Here is a 20,287-nt window from a genome sequence, read left to right as displayed (position 1 = left end):
TCGATGGAGGCTGATTCGCCATGTCCGTGAACACCGACCGTTACCAGACGGCCGCCGCCCGCTACTTCGAGGCCTGGAACGCCACCGAGCCCGAGGCGCTGAGCAAGGCGGTCGCCGAGGCCTGGGCCCCGGAGGGCACCTACACCGACCCGCTCGCGGACGTGGCCGGGCACGCACAGATCACGGCAGTGATCGCCGCGGCGCACGAGCGGTTCCCCGGCTTCGTCTTCCGTCCGCTCGGGGCCGTCGACGGCCACCACGACACCGCTCGCTTCGGCTGGGAGCTGGTGAACGAGGCCGCGGACACCCCCTCTGGGGGAGGCTCCGCACCGGTGGCCGGTTTCGACGTGGTCACGCTCAGTGAGGACGGCAGGATCCGGCAGGTGCTGGGCTTCCTGGACCGGGTGCCGACCGGGGCCTGAGGCCGGCGTCCACGATGAGTTTCCGCGCTCGCGGCGGTCTCCTCCGCAAGAGAGACCACCGCGATCGGAGGACCGTCATGAGTACGACCGCACGGCTGGACGTGGAGTTCACCGCCGTCCTGCGCAAGAGCCCGGACAAGGGAGGCTGGACCTATGTGGTGTGGCCCGGGTCCGCGGAGTTCTTCGGTACCCGCGGGCTCGTCAAGGTCCGCGGGACGGTGGACGGGCATCCGTTCCGGAGTTCGTTCATGGCCCTGGGCGACGGCACCCACAAGCTCCCCGTGAAGTCCGACGTGCGCGAGGCGATCGGCAAGGGTGAGGGGGACGCGGTGTGCGTCCACCTCACCGAGCGCGTCACCGGTTGACGGCGATGCCGGTCACTGGTTGACGATCGCGTCGATCCGGGCCAGTTCCTCCGCGTCGAAGTCCAGGTTGCCGATGGCGCCGACGCAGTCCTCGACCTGCTGCGGGCTGCTCGCGCCGATCAGCGCCGAGGTCACCCGGCCGCCGCGCAGCACCCAGGCCAGGGCGAGCTGGGCGAGGGTCTGGCCACGGCCCTTGGCGACCTCGTCGAGGGCGCGCAGCCTGCCGACCAGGTCCTCGGTGACCGCGTCCGAGTTCAGGAACGGGCTGTCGCTCGCGGCCCGGGAGCCCTCGGGGATGCCGTCGAGGTAGCGGCCGGTGAGCAGGCCCTGCTCCAGCGGGGAGAAGACGATGGAGCCGACCTGGAGCTCGTCGAGCGCGTCCAGGAGACCCTCGCTCTCCGGGCGGCGGTCGAGCATCGAGTAGCGCGGCTGGTGGATGAGGAGCGGAGTGCCCAGCTCGCCGAGGATGCGGGCGGCCTGGCGGGTCTGCTCCGCCGAGTAGTTGGAGATGCCGACGTAGAGCGCCTTACCCTGCTGGACCGCGGAGTGCAGGGCGCCCATCGTCTCCTCCATGGGAGTCTCCGGGTCCGGGCGGTGCGAGTAGAAGATGTCGACGTAGTCCAGGCCCATCCGGCTCAGGGACTGGTCCAGCGACGACAGCAGGTACTTGCGCGAACCCCACTCGCCGTACGGGCCGGGCCACATCAGATAGCCGGCCTTGGTGGAGATGACCAGCTCGTCTCGGTAGGACGCGAAGTCCGCCTTCAGCGCCTCTCCGAACGCCGACTCGGCGGCGCCGGGCGGCGGGCCGTAGTTGTTGGCCAGGTCGAAGTGGGTGACGCCGAGGTCGAAGGCGCGGCGCAGGATGGCGCGCTGGGTCGTCACGGGCCGGTCGGGCCCGAAGTTGTGCCACAGGCCGAGCGACAGCGCGGGGAGCTTCAGGCCGCTGCGGCCGCTGCGGCGGTACGGCATGTCGGCGTAGCGGTCGGGGTGTGCGGTGTACAACGCGACTCCAGAGGGGTTGGCACACGATCTACCGGTGCCACTCTTCCCCGAGCCGCGGGCAGTGGTCCAACAGAAGAATCCGATGGAATTGTGCGGCTAGGCTTCTCAGTCATGGAACTGCGCCATCTCCAGCATTTCGTCGCCGTCGCCGAGGACCAGCACTTCACCCGTGCTGCGGAACGGCTGATGGTGTCCCAGTCGGGCCTGTCCGCCTCGATCCGGGCACTGGAACGGGAACTGCGGGCGCCTCTGTTCGTACGGACGACCCGCCGGGTGACCCTCACCGAGGCCGGCCGCGCCCTGCTCGGTGAGGCGGAGCGGATCCTCGCGCAGGTGCGCTCGGCGCACGAGGCGGTGGCCGCCGTGCAGGGCGTGCTGCGCGGGACGCTGGCGCTGGGCACCGAGCAGTGCATCGCCGGGGTGCATGTGGCGGGACTGCTGGCCGCGTTCCGACGCCGGCACCCGGACGTGGAGATCCGGCTGCGGCAGGCCGGTTCTGGAGCGCTGGCCGAGGAAGTGGCGGCCGGCCGGCTGGACCTGGCCTTCGCCTACCGCACCCAGGACGACACCGACCAGCTGCGCTCGGTGGCCCTGACCAGCGAGCCGATGACCGTGCTCTGCCATCCCAGCCACCGGCTGGCCGGCGCCGGTGCGGCGGTGATGCCGGCGGACCTCGGCGGGGAGGTTTTCGTCGACTTCCACCCGGACTGGGGCCCGCGCCGCACCACCGACTCGGCCTTCACCTCGGCGGGCGTACGGCGCACGGTCGCGCTGGAGGTCAACGACGTGCACAGCCTCCTCGACCTGGTCGACGAGAACCTTGGCATCGCCGTCGTGCCCCAGCACTTCCGCCACAAGCGGCCCGCACTCACCGCACTCGCGCTCAAGGACACGGACGCCGCCGCGTACGAGACGGTCGCCCTGCTGCCGCCCGAGACGGCCACCAGCCCTGCGGCCCGGGCGCTGATCACCCTTCTCGAAACAGGGGGTCTGGCAACACCCCCGGAGGGGGTCCACACCTCCTGACCACTGCTTCCCGCCCGCGCAGACTCGTGCACGTCCACGAACGACGACGGGGAGCACAGGGATGACGGAACACACACGGCGTACGGTGCTGCGCGGCGCGGCGGCCTCGCGGCGGCGAGCGCTCTGTCAGGAGCGGTGACCCGGCCGGCGGCGGCAGCAGCAAACTCAGCAGATCGTCACTACCCCTTTCTGGAGGGCGCGTTCACCCCGGTCACCGAGGAACTCACGGCCTTCGACCTGCCGGTCACCGGCCGCGTCCCGCACGAGCTGAACGGCCGCTTCCTGCGCAACGGCCCGAACGTCCTGGGCCTCGAGGATCCGCGCGCGCACCACTGGATGCAGGGCGAGGGCATGGTGCACGGGGTGCGGCTCCGGGACGGCCGCGCAGAGTGGTACCGCAACCGCTGGGGGGTGCGCTCGGCGGCGGTGGCGCAGAAGCTCGGCGAGCCGTACCCGGGCGCGGCACCCGCCGACGACTTCGCCTGCAACACCCATGTGATCGGCCACCCGGGCCGGATCCTCGCCCTTCAGGAGAGCGGGCCCCTGCCGTACGCACTCGACCGCGATCTGGGGACGTTGGGTGCCTTGCCGAAGGACGCGGCCGCGGGTGAGGCGGTGTTCGTGCCGGGAACACGCGAGGCAGGAGGACGACGGCTACGCGATCGCCTACGTCCACAGTCCCGACCGCGGCGCCGCCGACCTGCTGATCCTCGCCGCGCAGGACTTCACCGGGGAGCCGCTGGCCCGGGTCCACCTGCCGGGGCGGGTGCCGCTGGGGTTCCACGGGAGCCGGGTTCCGGACGCATGACGAGCCGCGATGCGCGATCGTGGTGACATGCATGCAAGGGACATCCTCATCGACGGCTTCGGCCGCATCCAGGAAGAAGTCCACGCCGCCCTCGACGGCCTCGACCCCGACCTGCTCAACAAGGTCCCGGCGCCCGGCGCCAACTCCATCACCTGGCTGGTCTGGCACCTCACCCGGATCCAGGACGACCACATCGCCGACGCCTTCGACCTCGATCAGGTGTGGCTGTCCCAGGGCTGGGAGAAGCGTTTCGGCCTCGACCTGCCGCCCCGTGACCACGGGTACGGCCACACCCCCGCGCAGGTCGCGAAGGTCACGGTGGACTCCGGCGACCTGCTGACCGGCTACTACGACGCGGTCCACGAGCAGACCCTGGGGGTGCTGCGCGAGCTCCCCGCCAAGGATCTCGAACGGGTCGTGGACACGCGCTTCGATCCGCCGGTCACGCTGGGGGTACGGCTGGTGAGCGTCCTGTCCGACGACCTTCAGCACGTCGGACAGGCCGCCTATCTGCGGGGGCTGCTTCAGAGCACGGAGGCGTAACCCGGCAGGACGACGTCCTCGATGAGGGCCCTGCGCTCGTCGAACGGGATGAACGCGCTCTTCACGGCGTTCACCGTGACCGTGCGCAGGTCCTCGGCCGTCCAGCCGGCCTCCTCTGCCAGCAGGGACATCTCCCGGGTCATCGTCGTACCGGACACCAGACGGTTGTCGGTGTTGAGGGTGACCCGGAAGCCCAGCTCCTTCAGCGCGGTGATCGGGTGCTCGGCGACGGAGGTGGCGCAGCCGGTCTGGAGGTTGGAGGTGGGGCACATCTCCAGGGCGATCCGGTGGTCGCGCACCCAGCTCGCGAGGCGGCCGAGCTTGCCGCCGGCGATGTCCTCGGTGATCCGCACGCCGTGGCCGATGCGCTGGGCGCCGCACACCTGGATCGCCTGGTGGATGCTGGGCAGGCCGTGCGCCTCGCCGGCGTGGATGGTGAAGGGCACGCTCGCGCGCCGCAGGTGCTCGAAGGCGGCGAGGTGGTCGGCGGGCGGGAAGCCGTCCTCGGCGCCGGCGATGTCGAAGCCGACGACACCGGCGTCCCGGTAGGCGACGGCCAGCGCGGCGGCCTCGCCGACCCGGTCGAACATCCGCATCCCGCAGAGCAGGGTGCCGACGCGGACGGGCGTTCCGGCGGCAGCTGCCTTCGCCATACCGGCGGCGAGACCCTCCTGCACGCTCTCCACGACCTCGTTGAGGGTGAGCCCGCCCTTGACGTTCAGCTCCGGGGCGTAGCGCACCTCGCCGTACACGACACCGTCGGCGGCGAGGTCGAGGACGTACTCCTCGGCGACGCGCCGCAGCCCCTCCTTGGTCTGCAGCACGGCGAGGGTGTGCTCGAAGGTGGCTATGTACCGGACCAGATCCCCGGAGTTGGCGGCCTCGAAGTACCAGGCGGCCAGCTCGTCCGGGTCGGTGGTGGGCAGCGTGTGACCGACCTCGGCCGCGAGATCGACGAGGGTGGCGGGGCGCAGACCGCCGTCGAGGTGGTCGTGCAGGACGGCCTTGGGAAGACGGCGGATCACATCGATGTCTACGCGCGTAGCATTCATGGCGGAGTTTTCCTCGGCGGGTGTTCGGGTCGATCGGTCAGGCGGCGGGCTGGAGCAGGTCCCAGCGGTTGCCGTACAGGTCCTGGAAGACGGCGACGGTGCCGTACGGCTCGTGCCGCGGCTCCTCCAGGAAGGTCACGCCGACGGCGGTCATCCGGGCGTGGTCGCGGGCGAAGTCGTCGGTGTGCAGGAAGAACCCGACGCGCCGGCCGGTCTGGTCGCCGACCCGGGCGCGCTGCTCGTCGCCCTTGGCGCGGGCGAGCAGCAGTCCGGTGCCGTGGCCCGCCGTCCCGGGCTCCATGACGACCCAGCGGGAGCCGTCCGGGCGCGGCGCGTCCTCGACGACGCGGAACCCGAGGGCCTCGGTGTAGAAGCGGATCGCCTCGTCGTAGTCGCCGACGACGAGGGTGACCAGGGCGACGCGTCGCATGGGGGCCTTTCGGTGGGGCGGTTAGCGGGAGAGGTTATACGTAAAACTTGGCGGACGCCAGTCACCGTTTTCGAAGGCCCCGGAGCGCCCCGTACGCGATGGGGCTGTGTCGATATGCGGCTACCGCCGCGTGGGCGCGACCGGCCACGGACGGCCCGCTGCCCGGCGGCGCAACGGTTACCGCTCCGCTTCCCCCTGCGCGACCTCCACCTGATGATGAAAGTCGATCATCCCGGTCGCGGAGGCGACACACGACAGCGCAGCGCACGCCGCGAGCAGAGCCGCAACCCCGGAACCGGCCCGGCGCCGCCCACCCGGCGCGGCCAGCAACGCCTGCACCCGCCGCGGCACCGGCCCCGATGTCGCCCCCGCCACGAACGCCGGCCGCTCGACGCCCCCGCCCTGTCCCGCCAGCGCGGCGCGGGCGATCGCACGAGCCGTCAGCCGCCGGTCCCCCACCGCGCTCGCCGCGGCCTCATCGGCGGCCCGCTCGACGGCCAGCCGTACGACACCCCGGATCCGGCGCAGCGCCGGATGACAGTGCGCGGCGAGTTCCACGGCGGCGAGGAAGAAGTGGTGGCCGCCGGTGTTGTGCGCCCGCTCGTGTGCGAACAGCGCCTCCCGTTCGGCTCCGTCGAGGCTGCGCAGCATGCCCGTGGTGACGACGATCCGGTGCGGGCGTCCGGGCAGCGCGTAGGCGTCCGGACTCGGCGAGTCGACCACGCACAGATCACCCGCGGCGGGCCGTCGCCCGGCCTCCGTGCGGGCGGCGCGGAAGGCCCGCGTCTGCCGCAGCACCGATCGCGTGCCTGTCCAGACGCAGACGGCGAGACCACCGACCGAGAGGGCGGCGAGCGGCAGGACGTAGTGGTCGGAGGCCGTGTGCAGCGGCCGGGCCAGCTCACCGAGCGCCGCGAAGAACGGCAGCCTGAGCAGCCCGGTGAGGACGAACGCGCCGAGCGCGGTCAGCGAGCAGCCCGCGAGGGCGACGGCCGAGGCGGTGATCCCCCAGAGCGCCACGTTGGGTGCCATCCTGTCGAGGGCCCGCCCGGCGAGCGCCGGCAGCAGGAACGGCACCAGCAGGGGCAGGATCAGCAGGGCGGTCATCATGGGCCGGTGTCCTCGCCGGCTTCGAGCAGACCCCGCAGGATGCGCTCGTCGTCGGCGCTGAGCTGGGCGACGAAGCGGGCGAGCACGGTTTCCCGGTCGCTGTCGCGGTCCAGTTCGCTGTGCATCCGCTTCGCGGTCAGGCCCTGTGCGTCCTGGACCGGGAAGTAGGCGAAACCGCGGCCCTGACGGTACCGGTCCACCACACCCTTGTCGTGCAGCCGGGTCAGGATCGTCGTCACGGTGGTGCGGGCCAGGTCGGCGCCGAGGCTGCGCTGCACCTGTCCGGCGGTCTGGGGCGCACCGGCGGCCCAGAGGGCCGCCATGACGCTCGCCTCGAGTTCACCGGCGGGCCGGCGTTCGTCCTTCGCGTCGGCCATGGAAGTTTCCTCACCCCTACGTCGTCCACGGTCCGGCAGACCGTCTACGCCAGTGTAGTCAGGCGGGTGTCCGGCACCACCTGTGCGCCCATTATGTGCAGGGCCGCGGTGTCGACGGAACGCTCCCGGGCGACCGGTACCGGAGTCCAGGACGCGCGCCCGGGAGTGTGCGACGGACCCGGCCGGTGGTTTCGCGGCCATGACGATCACGAACCCCGCCCGTTCCCCCGAGCAGCGTAAGCGCGACGTACTGTCGCACCGGGAGTGGGAGACGGACATCCGGGTGGCCACCGGAGCTGCCGAGGCACTGCGGCGAAGACGGGCTGGGAGCCGCGCGGGGACAGCCCGTCGTACGCCTGGTTCCGGATCTTCCGGATCCGGCCGTGCCGTCAGGAAACCCCAATGTGCAGGGCGTTCAGCCGGGTCAGCTCCGCCTCGGTGAACCGGATGGCGCCGGCCGCCACGTTCTCGGCCAGGTGGTCCGGGTTGCCGGTGCCGGGGATGGCGAGGACGTGCGGACCCTGGTGCAGGGTCCAGGCGAGGCGGATCTGCGCGGGGCCGGCGCCGTGCGCGCGGGCGATGTCGAGGAGGGCGTCGTCGTGGTTCTCGGTGGCGCCGTGAGCCCCGGCCTCACCGGCGACGGCGAAGAACGGTACGAAGGCGATGCCGCGTTCGCCGCAGAGGCGGACCAGTTCGTCGGTGGCCGCCTCCCGTTTGTCGACTCCCCAGCGGTTCTGCACGCACACCACGGGGGCGATGGCCAGGGCCTCGTCGAGATGGCGCGGTTCGACGTCGGAGACGCCGAGGTGCCGGATCAGACCTGCCTCGCGGAGTTCGGCCAGGGCTCCGAAGTGCTCGGCGATGGAGTCCTGGCGCATCCGGCGCAGATTGACGACGTCGAGGTGGTCGCGGCCGAGCTGGCGCAGGTTCTCCTCGACCTGCCCGCGCAGCTGGTCGGGCCGGGCGGCAGCGGCCCACTCGCCGGAGTAGTCGCGGTGCGGGCCGACCTTGGTGACGATGACCAGGTCGTCGGCGTAGGGGGAGAGCGCGGTGTTGATGAGTTCGTTGGCGGAGCGCAGCGCGGAGAAGTAGAAGGCCGCCGTGTCGATGTGGTTGACGCCGAGCTCAACGGCCCTGCGCAGTACGGCGATCGAGCGTGCGCGGTCGCTCGGGGTGCCGAGGCCGAAGGGGGCGCTGCCCGTCAGCCGCATCGCGCCGAAGCCGACGCGGTGGACGGGCAGGTCGCCGAGTTTCCAGGTGCCGGAGGCGTCCGCGGTGATCGTTTCGGAGGTCATCGACGGAGTCTGGCACACGGTGCCTGACCAGTGCCGCGGCAGGCGACGTTCGCCCGTCAAGGAGCGGCGTCCGGTGCGTGCTCTGGGAGTCCCCCCGGCCGGAGGCCGGGGGTGCCGGCCGCAAGCCCTCGTACTGGGCGTACTTGGGCTTTCGGCCGGTGCGGCGAGAGTACGCGCCAGGCGTCGCGACGGGGCGAACGCCGCCTGTTACGGCACCAGGGTGTCAGCAATAGAGGTTGTTGCCGGCCGGGACGCCGAGGATCTGCGTGAACTTCTGGTAGGCGCTGACCCGGCTCTGCACCTGCGCCGGGTTCTTGCCGTCGCACTCCAGGGAGCCGTTGATGCTGCGGATGGACTGGCCGAATCCGGCCTGGTTGACCATGGCGTTGTGGCCGGTCATGGTGCCGGGGCCGGTCTGGGTGTTCCAGTACCACAGGCCGGTCTTCCAGGCGACGGAGGAGTTGTTCTCGACCTGCCAGGGGTTGTTGAGGAGGTCGATGCCGAGTGCGTCGCCGGCCGCCTTGTAGTTGAAGTTCCAGCTGAGCTGGATGGGGCCGCGCCCGTAGTAGGCGGACTGTCCGGCGGGGCAGCCGTACCACTGGCTCCGGTCGCAGTACGTCGGGTAGTTGGCGGTGTTCTGCTCGACGATGTAGACCAGCCCGCCGGTCTCGTGGCTGACGTTGGCGAGGAAGGCGGCGGCCTCCTGCTTCTTGACGGTGTCGCTGCCGGTGTTGGCGAAGGCCGGGTAGGCGCTGAGCGCGGCGGTGAGGCCGCTGTAGCTGTAGAAGGAGTTCCGGTTCGGGAACATCTGGTTGAACTGCGCCTCGCTGACGACGAACCCGGCGGCGGAGGCCGAGGGGGCAGCCTGGAGCACCAGGGCGGAGCTGCCTATGGCGAGCGAGGTCAGGAGTGCGGCGATACGGCGCCTCAACACAAATCAACTCCTTTGCGGAGCACGGCCGCGCCCCACTGAGGGGAGCGGCCGCGGTGGGGGGTGTGAGGCACACTCAACTGCTTTGGTCTGTACCAGTCAAGGGTGTAGACCAGTCATTCGGAAGCCGATCTTCGACCAGTGGTTTTCGCAATTGCGCCCGGAAACCGGCAAGTCGGGCTCCCGGTGGCCGCCCGGCGGCGCAGCGGTCGGGCCCGGCAGCGTCACCGCGCTGCCGGACCCGTGAAGTTGAGGGTCAGCTGAGCGGATTCGCGAGGACCGCCTTGCGGTGGCTTGTGGCTGAACGTCTCGATGGATTGACATGCTCCTCGCCCTGAAGGGCGAGGATTCTGACCTTCCTTGACTGGTTGCTGTGACGCTACGTGGCACAGGGTTCGGTCGGGAATCCGTGGCTTCCTGTTTCTTCACGCTGTGCCGGGATTGCTCCTGGTCTTACCGGCGCTCCGCAGGCCGATACCGCCAGTCCGGCGGACGGTGACGAGGGGCAGGATCGGGCGCCGCGGGACCGCTTTCCGCCGGGCCCGGATCACCCCGCCGTGGACACGCCCCCTCAGGCCGAGAGTTCGGCGCGCCGCCGCAGAAGGTGGGCCCGTTCGGGCAGGCCGGCGGCGAGCTCGATGGCGGTGTCGTACTCCTCTACCGCCTCGCCGTCACGGCCGAGGCGGCGCAGCAGGTCGGCGCGGACGGCGTGCAGGACGTGATAGCGGTCGAGGTCGAGCGCGTCGACCAGGTCGAGGGCCTTGCCCGGCCCCTCGACCTCCGCCACCGCGACCGCCCGGTTCAGCGCCACGACCGGAGACCGGTCGACGGCCATCAGCTGGTCGTACAGCCGCAGGATCTGCCCCCAGTCGGTGGCCTCGGCGGTCGGTGCGTCGCTGTGCACGGCGTTGATCGCGGCCTGGATCTGATACGGCCCCGGCCGGTTGCGGCGCAGACACCGCCGTACCACTTCCTGCCCCTCGCCGATCAGCTCCCGGTCCCACAGCCCGCGGTCCTGCTCGGGCAGCGCCACCAGCTCACCGCCCGCCGGCCTCCGCGCGGGCCGCCGGGCCTCGACCAGCAGCATCAGTGCCAGCAGCCCGGCCGCCTCGGGCTCGTCCGGCATCAGCCCGTACAGCAGCCGCCCCAGGCGTACGGCCTCCACGCACAGCTCGGGATCACCGCCGTACCCCTCGTTGAAGATCAGGTAGACGACGGCCAGCACACCGCTGAGCCGGTCGGGCAGGTCGGCGTCCTTCGGCACCCGGTAGGGGATGCCCGCGTCACGGATCTTGGCCTTGGCCCGCACCAGGCGCTGGGCCAGGGTGGGCTCGGGCACCAGGAAGGCGCGGGCGATCTGGGCGGTGCTGAGCCCGCCGAGCAGGCGCAGGGTGAGGGCGACCCTGGCCTGCGGGGCGAGCGCGGGGTGGCAGCAGGTGAAGATCAGCCGGAGCCGTTCGTCGCGCACGGGGCCCTCCTCGGCCGGTGGGTCGGGCGCGTACAGCCGGGCGGCCTCGGCGTGCCGTGCGTCCCGGGAGGACTCGCGGCGCAGCCGGTCGAGGGCGCGGTTGCGGGCGGTGGTGATGATCCAGCCGGCCGGGCTCGCCGGCACCCCGCTCTCCGGCCATCTGTGCACCGCGGTGGCGAAGGCGTCCTGGACCGCTTCCTCGGCGAGGTCGATGTCGCCGAGGAAGCGGACGAGAACGGAGACCGCGCGCCCGTACTCGGCGCGGAAGACGGCCTCCACGTCGGCGGCATCCGCCATCAGAACTGGTCCATGAAGGGCCGCACCTCGATCGGCAGCTGAGTGGCCAGGGCGGCCTTGCGTCCCCACTCCAGGGCGGCGTCCAGGTCCTCCGCGCGGATCAGGCTGAGCCCGCCGAGGTACTCCTTGCCCTCGGCGTAGGGCCCGTCGGTGACCAGCACGTCGCCGTCCTTCGGGCGCAGCATCGTGGCCGTCTCCGGGCCGTGCAGTCCACCGGAGAAGACCCAGGCGCCGGCCGCGCGCAGTTCGTCGTTGAACGCCTCGACGTCGCGCATGATCGCGGCGAGCTCGTCGGGCGGGGGCGGGGTGCCGTCGGCGGGCTGGACCACGCTGAGCAGGTAGTGCTTCATCACGTTCTCCTCGGTCGTCGTGGGGTGTGCTCGCCTTCTACACGAACGGCGGGCCCCCGGATCGACACCTCACCCTGGGCAGCCGAAAGAATCCTGTCCATGACCGTCTCCTCACATCCGCTCGTCACCCGCGCCCGGGAGCTCGCCGAGGGCCTCCTCTCGCCCGCTGCGGAGCGCGTCGACCAGGAGGGGGTGCCGGCGAGTCACATTGCGGCGATCAGGCGCTCGGGCCTGCTCGGCCTGAACGCGCCGGTGGCGTACGGCGGCTCGGCGGCGCCCGCGGCCGTCGTACGCGAGACGGCGGAGATCCTGGCCGGGGCGTGCTGCTCGACGTGGTTCGTGCAGACGCAGCACCACACACCGGTACTGACCCTGGCGAAGGCCGAACTGCCGTTGCGAGAGCGCCTGTTGGGCCCGCTGGCGCGGGGTGAGCTGCTGTCCGGGGTGGCGTACGCGCATCTGCGGTCGTACCCACTTGTGCCCGTGCGCGTCCGGCGGGAGGGAGCCGGCTGGCGCTTCCACGGCACCGTCCCCTGGTATACCGGCTGGGGCCTGAACGACGTACTGCTGCTGGCCGGGGTGACCGAGGACGACGAGGCCCTCTTCGCCTTCGTCGAGGCACGGGAGCAGCCGGGCCTGCGCCCGTCGGAGCCGATGCGGCTGGCCGCGCTCACCGCATCCCGGACGGTGTCCCTGGACCTGGACGGCCTGCTGGTACCGCAGGGCGCGGTCGCGCTCCGGACGCCGTACGAGGACTGGGCGGCGGCGGACCGCCCGAAGACCCTCAACGCCAACCCGGCGGTCTTCGGGATCACGGAGGCGGCACTGGCCCTGGTGGCGGAGGAGTACGCCGCTCCGCTGCGGGCCCGTGCCGACGAGGTCCGCCGCCGGGCCTACGCGCTCGCCGATCATCCGGCACCGCTGGAGCACGCGGAGGAGCGGCTGGCGCTGCGGGCCGAGGCGTTCACGCTGATGCGTACGGCGACCACGGCGGCCGTGGTGACGGGAGGCGGCCGGGCGATGTCCGTCACCGCCCGCGCCCAACGCCTGGCCCGGGAGGCCCTGTTCCTCCTGGTCCAGGGCCAGACCGGCGTATCACGCACGGCACATCTGGAGTGGCTCGCGCAGCAACCCCGCTGAGGCGCCAGGATCACCGACCCCCTGTTGCGTATCGCACGCTCGATTGCACCAAGCAGAACACTGCCTCTTGACCGGCCGGCCACCCCGGCCGGACCATGTTGCGCATCACTCATATCGTTGCGCAGCGCGCATCCTGGAGGATGGCATGTCTCCTCGACCGCAGCCCGGCCACGAGTTCGTCCTCACCCTGTCGTGCCCCGACCGGGCCGGTCTGGTCCACGCCGTCACCGGCTACCTGGTCCGCCACTCCGGCAACATCCTGGAGAGCCAGCAGTTCGACGACCGGCTGCAGAACCGCTTCTTCATGCGGGTGCACTTCGAAGTCCCGGACGGCGCCGTCTCGTTGCGGGATCTGCGCACCGGTTTCGCCCCGGTCGCCGAGGCGCACCACATCAGCTGGCGGCTGCACGACGCGTCCACCCCGACCCGCACCCTGGTCATGGTGTCGAAGTTCGGCCACTGCCTCAACGACCTGCTCTTCCGCAGGTCCACGGGCTCCCTGAACATCGAGATCCCCGCGATCGTCTCCAACCACCGCGACTTCGAGCCACTGGCACGGAACTACGGCATCCCCTTCCATCACATCCCGGTGACACCCGACACCAAGGCCGAGGCGGAGGCCCGGCTGCTCCGCCTCGTCGACGAGCTCGGCATCGGCCTGGTGGTGCTCGCCCGGTACATGCAGATCCTCTCCGACGACCTGTGCAAGCAGCTCGACGGACGGGCCATCAACATCCACCACTCGTTCCTGCCGAGCTTCAAGGGGGCCCGGCCGTACGTACAGGCGCACCGGCGCGGTGTGAAGCTCGTCGGCGCCACGGCTCACTATGTGACGCCCGATCTCGACGAGGGTCCGATCATCGAGCAGGACGTCGTACGCGTGACCCACTCGCACGCCCCGGACGAACTGGTCGCCCTGGGCCGGGACGTGGAGGCCCAGGTCCTCGCCCGCGCCGTGCGGTGGCACAGCGAGAGCCGTGTGCTGGTCAACGGCCACTGCACAGTCGTCTTCCGCTGAGGCACTGGACAAGGCACCCGCGCTCCGATCGGCGGACACCGCCGTACCGCGGGCCGCCGGCCGGTCCGAAGCACCTGCTCCGGCCGGCTCCCGCGCCGCTCAGGCGTATTCCACGGCCGCGTCCAGCAGCCAGTCCACCAGGTAGCCGGCGAAGGAGGAGCGCACCAGCACCCAGAACCCGGCCCGGCTCTCGTCGCGGGCGACCAGCACGACCTGGGTGCGGGCCAGCGTGGTCTGGGCGCAGCGGCCGGGGCCGAAGGCGCGCGGGTGCAGGTCCAGCGCGCAGCCGTGGGACAGCAGATCGCGGGCGTGGCGGCCGCCGACCAGGAGGGTGGTGCGCTGGGCGGAGACATCGGTGACGGCGACCGGTTCCGCCCCGGCCGCCGAGCGGATCCGGCTCTCCAGCTCCCGCTCGGTGCCGGGGCGGCCCACCACCAGCCATTCGTCCGGGCCGAGCCATACCGCGGCGACCTCCCCCGCGTGCACGACGGTGTTCGGTTCCAGGGGCAGTTGGAGTCCCAAAGCCGGTCCCACGGCGTCCGCCGCCGGGCTCTTGGCGCCGAGGCGGACGTTGACCTGGGCCAGGAAAGGGAGTTCGGCCAGCCGGATCGCGCCCCGGGAGGAGCGCGTCACGGCGGCCAGGCGGTGCGCGGCGTCGGCCAGGGGGCTGCGCTGCCATGCGGTCGGGGCGGTGTCAGCCATCACGGCGGGCTCCCTCGGGGTCGTAGAGGACGGGACTGGCGACGGTCACCGGCAGCAGCCGTTCGCCGACGGGTGCGAAGAGGCGCTCGCCGACACGGTTCCGGCCGGCCTTGACCAGGGCCAGGGCGAAGGTCCGGCCGAGCGCCGCGCTGCGGTAGCTGGAGGTGACATGGCCGAGCATGGGGACCGGCGGGGCGGGCAGTTCGCTCTCGGCGACCAGGTGGGTGCCCTCCGGGAGGATGACATCGGGGTCGTCCGTGAGCAGGGCGACCAGCTGCTTGCGGTCGGGGCGGGCTGTGTCGGCGCGGGCGTGAGAGCGTTTGCCGATGAAGTCGGGCTTCTTCCTGGACACCGCCCAGCCCATGCCGAGGTCCTGCGGGGTGACCGTGCCGTCGGTGTCCTGGCCGACGATCGGGTAGCCCTTCTCCGCGCGCAGCACATGCATGGTCTCGGTGCCGTACGGAGTGATGCCGTACGGCGCCCCCGCCTCATACAGGGCATCCCAGAGCGCGCGAGCCCGCCACGGCGACACGTTGATCTCGTAGGCGAGTTCGCCGGAGAAGCTGATCCGGCACACCCGGGCTTCGACGTCGGCGACGGTGGTCTCCCGCCACGCCATGAACGGGAAGTCGTCGTTGGACAGGGCCAGTCGGGGCGCGAGCGAGCCGAGGACCTGGCGGGACTTCGGGCCGACCAGCGCCACGGTGGCCCAGTGCTCGGTGACCGAGGTGCAGTGCACCCGCAGGTCGGGCCACTCGGTCTGCAGCCACTCCTCCATCCAGTCCAGGACGGCCGCCGCGTTGCCGGTCGTGGTGGTGACCAGGAACCGGTCCGGGGCGAGCCGGATGACCGTGCCGTCGTCGAACACCATTCCGTCCAGGCGGCACATCACACCGTAGCGGATCATGCCGACCTTCAGGGTGCTGATCATGTTCGTGTAGAGCCGGTCCAGGAAGAGCGCGGCGTCCGGGCCCTGTACATCGATCTTGCCGAGCGTGGAGGCGTCCATGAAGGCCACGCCCTCGCGGGCGGCGCGGCACTCGCGCAGCACGGCCGTCTCCATGTCCTCGCCGTCCCGCGGGTAGTACCAGGGCCGCTTCCACTGGCCGACGTTCTCGAACAGCGCGCCGTGCTCGACGTGCCTGCCGTGCAGGGCGGTGGTGCGGACGGGGTCGTGCAGCGCGCCACGGTCGCGGCCCGCCAGGGTGGCGAAGGAGACGGGGGTGTACGGCGGCCGGAAGGTGGGCAGACCGAGCGCCGAGATGTCCACGCCGAGGAGTTCGGCGACCACCCCGCTCGCCAGCACCCCGCCGGTCTTGCCCTGGTCGTTGGCGGTTCCGGCCGTGGTGTAGCGCTTGGTGTGCTCGACCGAGCGCAGGCCCGCGCCGGTCGCACGGGTCAAGTCGTCCACGGTGACGTCGCGTTGGAGGTCGACGAAGCGTGGGGCGCCGGTGCGGGTGGGGATCGTGAAGACCTGCATGGGCGGGGTGTACGGCTGGGCGGGTGCCGTCGGAAGACCGGGGGCCTCGGCGGTGTAGCCCTCGGCCTCGGCCGCCCGGGCGCCGGCCGCCGCGCCCTGGGCGAGGGCCGTGGCGAGGTCGAACGCCCCGTTCGCTGCGCCCGCGACCGCCACCGCCTGACGGCAGCCGTCGGGGACGAACGTGCCCGGTGTCTCGTCGTGGCGGAGCTTGCCGCCCGCCTGGCTGAACAGATGCGCGACCGGGTTCCAGCCCCCGGAGACGAGAAGCAGGTCGGCGGCGAACTCCCGTTGCGCGCCGGTACCTTCGTACGGGGCGACGGTCACGGCGGTGAGACGGGCGCCGCCCGCCGTGCCGGTGACCGCGTGTCCGGCCAGTACCTCGATCCCGGCGGACCGGGCGCGTTCGGCCCACTCCCCCGGCTCGGGCCGGGTGTCGACGATCGCCGCGATGTCCGCTCCGGCCGCCGCCAGGTCGAGTGCGGCGGCGTAGGCGCTGTCGTTGGTGGTGAACACGACCGCGCGCCGGCCGGGCAGGACGGCGTACCGGTGGAGGTACGTCCGCGCCGAGGCGGCCAGCATCACACCGGGGCGGTCGTTGTCGCCGAACGCGAGCGACCGCTCGTGGGCGCCGGTGGCCAGGACGACGTGCCGGGCCCGGATCCGCCAGACGCGTTCGCGCGAGACGTGCTCCGGGGCGTCCGCGCCGAGGTGGGTGGTGCGGCGTTCGACGGCGAGGAGGTGGTTGTCGTCGTAGTGGCCGAAGACGGTGGTGCGACGCAGGACGCGGACCTCGGGGGCGGTTTCGAGGCGTGCGTGAGTCGTGGCCACCCAGTCGGTGTGCTCGCCGGTGCCCAGCAGGCTGCCGCCGGGCTCCGACTGGTCGTCGGCGAGGATGACGCGGGCGCCGCTGGTGGCCGCCGCCGCTGCCGCCGCGAGACCCGCGGGGCCGGCGCCCACGACCAGCAGGTCGCAGTGGGCGTGCACGGCGTCGTAGCGGGCGGGGTCGGGTTCGGTGGCGAGGCGTCCCTGGCCCGGGAGGCTGCGGGCGACCAGGCCGTCGTAGAGCTCGACGGTGGTGGCGGGAAGCATGGGTTCGGGGAAGGGAGCCTCGATCTGGACGACCGCGTTGGGTTCTTCGGCGCCGGCGGAGAAGATGCCCCGGGGGCGGCCGAGTCTGATGCTGGTGGCGGCCTGGATGACGCCGTTGGCGAGGAGCGCGGAGGCGAGGGTGTCGCCGCGGTAGCCCTGGTATTCGGTGCCGTCGAAGGTGAAGGTGAGGGGGGTGGTGCGGTCGACTCGGCCGCCGGTGGGGGTGCGGAACGGGTGGCCGGCGGCAGAGCCGCCGACGCCCCCGGACCCTCGCTTCGCCCCAGAAGGGGCCTCGCCCTCAAACGCCGGCCGGGCTGATCGGGGCGGAGCCGGGCTGGAAGCCGCCGGACGGGCTGGGTGCGGTGGACGCGGCTGCAGGGCCTCCGGGCGCGGCTCCCCCGTCCGATACACCGTCAGGATCTCGTTCGTCGACGTGTCCCGTACCGCGTTGAACCAGCTGCGGCAGCCCGCCGTGTGGTTCCAGCGCTCGGCGAAGGGGCCCTTCGGGTTGGCGCGGAAGAAGAGGTAGCGTGCCCACTCCTCGTCGGTGAGGGACGCGGGGTCCTCGGGGTAGGGGACGTGGGCCTGGCCGCCGTAGTGGAACTCGGCCTCGTCGCGGGGCCCGCACCACGGGCAGGGGATGAGCAGCATGGTTCGGGCTCCCTAGTGGGCCACCGCGGCCGCGCCGTGCTCGTCGACGAGCGCGCCGGTGGTGAAACGGTCGAGCGAGAAGGGGGCGTTCAGCGCGTGCGGGGAGTCGTACGCGATGGTGTGGGCGTAGACCCAGCCGACCCCCGGCGTGGCCTTGAAACCGCCCGTTCCCCAGCCGCAGTTGAGGTAGAGGTTGTCCACCGGGGTGCGGCCGACGATGGGTGAGGCGTCCGGGCTGACGTCGACGATGCCGCCCCAGGTGCGCAGGACGTGGGCGCGGGCGAAGACCGGGAACAGCTCCAGGGCGGCGGACATCTGTTCCTCGATGATGTGGAACGCGCCGCGCTGGGTGTAGGAGTTGTACGCGTCGATGCCCGCGCCCATCACCAGCTCGCCCTTGTGTGCCTGGCTGACGTACACATGGACCGCGTTGGACATGACCACCGTCGGGTGGACCGGCTCCAGGAGTTCGGAGACCAGGGCCTGCAAGGGGTGGCTCTGGAGGGGGAGTTCGATGCCCGCCATGGCGGCCAGGACCGAGGTGTGGCCCGCCGAGCAGAGGGCCACCTTGCCGGCGGCGATCGGGCCGGCGGTGGTCTGGACGCCGACCACCCGGCCGCCCGCCACATCGACTCCGGTGACCTCGCAGTTCTGGATGATGTCGATGCCGGCCGCGTCCGCGGACCGGGCGAAGCCCCAGGCCACGTAGTCGTGCTTGGCGATGCCGGCGCGCGGCTGGTAGGTGCCGCCGAGGACCGGGTAGCGCACGTCGGGTGAGACGTTGACGATCGGGCAGACCTCTTTGACCTGCTCGGCGTCGAGCCATTCGGCGTCCACGCCGTTGAGGCGGTTGGCCTGGACCCGGCGGACGCTGTCGCGGACGTCCTGGAGGCTGTGGGCGAGGTTCAGCACGCCGCGCTGGGAGAAGAGGATCGGGTAGTCGAGCTCCTCCTCCAGCCCCTCCCACAGCTTGAGCGCGTGCTCGTAGATGCCCGCGCTCTCGTCCCAGAGGTAGTTGGAGCGGATGATCGTGGTGTTGCGGGCCATGTTGCCGCCCGCGAGCCAGCCCTTCTCCAGGACCGCGACATCGGTGATGCCATGGTTCTTCGCCAGGTAGTGGGCGGTGGCGAGGCCGTGGCCGCCGCCGCCGACGATCACCACGTCGTAGGACCGCTTCGGCTCGGGTGTGCGCCAGAGGAAGTCCGGGTGGTCGGGCAGGTCGGCGCCGGGGGTGCGGGGGCTCATCGGACGTCTCCGTCGTGTGAGAGGTGCGGGTAGAGCGGGTGCTTGGCGGCCAGCGCCTCGGTGCGGGCACGCAGGGCGGGGACGTCCGGCTCGGGCTGGAGGGCGAGGGCGATCACGTCGGCCACCGTGGCGAAGTCCTCCTCGGTGAAGCCCCGGGTGGCCAGCGCGGGGGTGCCGATGCGCAGGCCGGAGGTGACCATGGGCGGGCGCGGGTCGAAGGGGACGGCGTTGCGGTTGACGGTGATGCCGATCGTGTGGAGGAGGTCCTCGGCCTGCCGGCCGTCCAGGGGTGAGTCCCGGAGGTCGACGAGGACGAGGTGGACGTCCGTGCCGCCGGTCAGCACCCGCACACCGGCGGCGGCCGCGTCGGGCCGTGTCAGGCGCTCGGTGAGGATACGGGCGCCGGCCAGGGTGCGGGCCTGGCGTTCGGCGAACTCGGGTGCTGCCGCGACCTTGAAGGAGACGGCCTTCGCGGCGATGACGTGCTCCAGCGGGCCGCCCTGCATCCCGGGGAACACCGCCGAGTTGATCTTCTTGGCGAGGTCGGCGTCGTTGGTGAGGACGACCCCGCCGCGCGGTCCGCCGAGGGTTTTGTGCGTCGTGGTGGTGACGACGTGGGCGTGCGGGACGGGGCTCGGGTGCAGTCCGGCGGCGACCAGGCCCGCGAAGTGCGCCATGTCGACCATGAGCAGGGCACCGACCTGGTCGGCGATCCGGCGGAAGGCCGCGAAGTCCAGCTGCCTCGGGTACGCCGACCAGCCCGCGATGATCATCTTCGGGCGGTGTTCCTTGGCGAGCCGCTCCACCTCGTCCATGTCCACCAGGTGGTCCGTCTCGGAGACGTGGTACGGCACGGCGTGGAGCATCTTGCCGCTGTAGTTGATGCGCATGCCGTGGGTGAGATGGCCGCCGTGCGCGAGGTCGAGGCCGAGGACGGTGTCGCCGGGCTGGAGCAGGGCGAAGAAGACGGCGGTGTTGGCCTGGGCGCCCGAGTGTGGCTGGACGTTGGCGAAGCCGGCGCCGAAGAGCGACTTGACGCGTTCGATCGCCAACCGCTCGGTGACGTCCACGTGTTCGCAGCCGCCGTAGTAGCGGCGGCCGGGGTACCCCTCGGCGTACTTGTTGGTGGCGACCGAGCCCTGCGCCTCCATCACGGCGGTGGGCGCGAAGTTCTCGGAGGCGATCATCTCCAGGGTGGACTGCTGGCGGTTCAGCTCGGCACGGAGAGCGGCATGGACCTCGGGGTCCAGCTCGGCCAGGGGCGTGTTCAGCGCGTTCATGCGGGGTTCGTGTTCCTCTCGGCGGCCGCGCCGGGGCGCAGCGTCTCCGGGGTGATCGGTGCGGGCGGGCCGGCCACCTCGGCGGCGGTGTCCCTCTCGCGGGTGTGCCCGGCCGGCCCCTTGGTTCCGGTGTGCCTCGCGTCGGCGGGCGGCTCGCGGCGGAGCGAGGCCGTACGACGGCACATCGCGGCGCCTCCTTCGAT

Annotated in this window: 21 protein-coding genes and 1 pseudogene; 8 read left to right on the top strand and 14 right to left on the bottom strand. The window is 71.8% G+C overall.

Annotated elements, in window-relative coordinates; translation table 11 throughout:
* Nucleotides 1-20 precede the first annotated feature (20 nt).
* Together ABZ396_RS14925 and ABZ396_RS14920 are read left to right on the top strand one after the other, a co-directional pair.
* Complete coding sequence (locus ABZ396_RS14925; protein ID WP_358926614.1) at nt 21-422, top strand: nuclear transport factor 2 family protein; 402 nt, start codon at nt 21-23, stop codon at nt 420-422.
* A gap of 77 nt (nt 423-499) precedes the next feature.
* On the top strand, nt 500-787 hold the full coding sequence (locus tag ABZ396_RS14920; RefSeq protein WP_358926615.1) for a DUF1905 domain-containing protein: 288 nt from the start codon (nt 500-502) through the stop codon (nt 785-787).
* Nucleotides 788-799: 12 nt separating this feature from the next.
* Here the strand turns inward: ABZ396_RS14920 and mgrA are convergent, their stop codons facing one another.
* Complete coding sequence (gene mgrA / locus ABZ396_RS14915; protein ID WP_358926616.1) at nt 800-1,792, bottom strand: L-glyceraldehyde 3-phosphate reductase; 993 nt, start codon at nt 1,790-1,792, stop codon at nt 800-802.
* Nucleotides 1,793-1,903: 111 nt separating this feature from the next.
* On the opposite strand from mgrA, the gene ABZ396_RS14910 reads away from it, so the two are divergent.
* From ABZ396_RS14910 to ABZ396_RS14895, 4 genes and pseudogenes are all read left to right on the top strand, one after another.
* A complete protein-coding gene (locus ABZ396_RS14910) occupies nt 1,904-2,818 on the top strand; it encodes a LysR substrate-binding domain-containing protein (protein ID WP_358926617.1) in 915 nt (304 codons plus the stop codon).
* Nucleotides 2,819-2,953: 135 nt separating this feature from the next.
* Nucleotides 2,954-3,343 (top strand): annotated as a pseudogene (locus ABZ396_RS14905) (carotenoid oxygenase family protein); the annotation flags it as partial.
* An 82-nt stretch (nt 3,344-3,425) separates the two neighbouring features.
* Nucleotides 3,426-3,626, top strand: a complete 201-nt coding sequence (locus tag ABZ396_RS14900; RefSeq protein ID WP_358926618.1) for a carotenoid oxygenase family protein — start codon at nt 3,426-3,428, stop codon at nt 3,624-3,626.
* Nucleotides 3,627-3,653: 27 nt separating this feature from the next.
* A complete protein-coding gene (locus tag ABZ396_RS14895; RefSeq protein ID WP_358926619.1) occupies nt 3,654-4,169 on the top strand; it encodes a DinB family protein in 516 nt (171 codons plus the stop codon).
* Here the strand turns inward: ABZ396_RS14895 and ABZ396_RS14890 are convergent.
* From ABZ396_RS14890 to ABZ396_RS14855, 8 genes are all read right to left on the bottom strand, one after another.
* Nucleotides 4,151-5,221 carry an adenosine deaminase gene (locus ABZ396_RS14890; protein WP_358926620.1) on the bottom strand — a complete coding sequence of 357 codons (1,071 nt, stop codon included), beginning with the start codon at nt 5,219-5,221 and terminating at the stop codon, nt 4,151-4,153. The genes ABZ396_RS14895 and ABZ396_RS14890 overlap by 19 nt on opposite strands.
* Nucleotides 5,222-5,258: 37 nt before the next feature.
* Nucleotides 5,259-5,651 carry a VOC family protein gene (locus ABZ396_RS14885; RefSeq protein ID WP_358926621.1) on the bottom strand — a complete coding sequence of 131 codons (393 nt, stop codon included), beginning with the start codon at nt 5,649-5,651 and terminating at the stop codon, nt 5,259-5,261.
* A gap of 177 nt (nt 5,652-5,828) precedes the next feature.
* Complete coding sequence (locus ABZ396_RS14880) at nt 5,829-6,758, bottom strand: M48 family metalloprotease (RefSeq protein ID WP_359184736.1); 930 nt, start codon at nt 6,756-6,758, stop codon at nt 5,829-5,831.
* Nucleotides 6,758-7,138 (bottom strand): BlaI/MecI/CopY family transcriptional regulator, encoded by a 381-nt coding sequence (locus ABZ396_RS14875; RefSeq protein WP_358919294.1) that lies wholly within the window; start codon nt 7,136-7,138, stop codon nt 6,758-6,760. Before ABZ396_RS14875 ends, ABZ396_RS14880 begins: the two co-directional genes overlap by 1 nt.
* A 389-nt stretch (nt 7,139-7,527) precedes the next feature.
* Nucleotides 7,528-8,433 (bottom strand): oxidoreductase, encoded by a 906-nt coding sequence (locus tag ABZ396_RS14870; RefSeq protein ID WP_358919295.1) that lies wholly within the window; start codon nt 8,431-8,433, stop codon nt 7,528-7,530.
* Between the two features lie 223 nt (nt 8,434-8,656).
* Entirely contained in the window at nt 8,657-9,367 is a 711-nt protein-coding gene (locus ABZ396_RS14865) for a chitinase (protein WP_358919297.1), read from the bottom strand.
* A 568-nt stretch (nt 9,368-9,935) separates the two neighbouring features.
* Entirely contained in the window at nt 9,936-11,129 is a 1,194-nt protein-coding gene (locus tag ABZ396_RS14860) for a sigma-70 family RNA polymerase sigma factor (RefSeq protein WP_358919299.1), read from the bottom strand.
* The gene (locus ABZ396_RS14855; protein WP_358919301.1) at nt 11,129-11,479 is read right to left on the bottom strand and encodes a YciI family protein; all 351 of its coding nucleotides are present in this window, start codon (nt 11,477-11,479) and stop codon (nt 11,129-11,131) included. The genes ABZ396_RS14860 and ABZ396_RS14855 overlap by 1 nt, the downstream gene beginning before the upstream one ends.
* 99 nt (nt 11,480-11,578) lie before the next feature.
* Here ABZ396_RS14855 and ABZ396_RS14850 point away from each other — a divergent pair, with 99 nt between their 5' ends.
* Nucleotides 11,579-12,619, top strand: coding sequence for an acyl-CoA dehydrogenase family protein (locus ABZ396_RS14850; RefSeq protein WP_358919302.1), 1,041 nt, complete (start codon nt 11,579-11,581; stop codon nt 12,617-12,619).
* Nucleotides 12,620-12,764: 145 nt separating this feature from the next.
* Nucleotides 12,765-13,637, top strand: a complete 873-nt coding sequence (gene purU / locus ABZ396_RS14845) for a formyltetrahydrofolate deformylase (RefSeq protein ID WP_358919304.1) — start codon at nt 12,765-12,767, stop codon at nt 13,635-13,637.
* A gap of 99 nt (nt 13,638-13,736) precedes the next feature.
* On the opposite strand, the gene ABZ396_RS14840 is transcribed toward purU, so the two are convergent.
* The 5 genes from ABZ396_RS14840 to ABZ396_RS14820 are packed head-to-tail and all read right to left on the bottom strand — an operon-like array spanning nt 13,737 to nt 20,269.
* On the bottom strand, nt 13,737-14,339 hold the full coding sequence (locus ABZ396_RS14840; RefSeq protein ID WP_358919305.1) for a sarcosine oxidase subunit gamma family protein: 603 nt from the start codon (nt 14,337-14,339) through the stop codon (nt 13,737-13,739).
* Nucleotides 14,332-17,559 (bottom strand): sarcosine oxidase subunit delta family protein, encoded by a 3,228-nt coding sequence (locus ABZ396_RS14835; protein WP_358919307.1) that lies wholly within the window; start codon nt 17,557-17,559, stop codon nt 14,332-14,334. Before ABZ396_RS14835 ends, ABZ396_RS14840 begins: the two co-directional genes overlap by 8 nt.
* Before the next feature lie 12 nt (nt 17,560-17,571).
* Nucleotides 17,572-18,804 (bottom strand): sarcosine oxidase subunit beta family protein, encoded by a 1,233-nt coding sequence (locus tag ABZ396_RS14830; RefSeq protein ID WP_358919309.1) that lies wholly within the window; start codon nt 18,802-18,804, stop codon nt 17,572-17,574.
* Nucleotides 18,801-20,084 (bottom strand): serine hydroxymethyltransferase, encoded by a 1,284-nt coding sequence (glyA, locus tag ABZ396_RS14825; RefSeq protein WP_358919311.1) that lies wholly within the window; start codon nt 20,082-20,084, stop codon nt 18,801-18,803. Before glyA ends, ABZ396_RS14830 begins: the two co-directional genes overlap by 4 nt.
* The gene (locus tag ABZ396_RS14820; RefSeq protein WP_358919312.1) at nt 20,081-20,269 is read right to left on the bottom strand and encodes a hypothetical protein; all 189 of its coding nucleotides are present in this window, start codon (nt 20,267-20,269) and stop codon (nt 20,081-20,083) included. Before ABZ396_RS14820 ends, glyA begins: the two co-directional genes overlap by 4 nt.
* Between the last annotated feature and the right edge of the window lie 18 nt (nt 20,270-20,287).

Origin of the sequence: Streptomyces sp. NPDC005866 (genome assembly GCF_040629895.1) — a bacterium.
Classification (GTDB): Bacteria; Actinomycetota; Actinomycetes; order Streptomycetales; family Streptomycetaceae; genus Streptomyces.
This window is presented reverse-complemented; position numbering and strand designations above follow the sequence as displayed.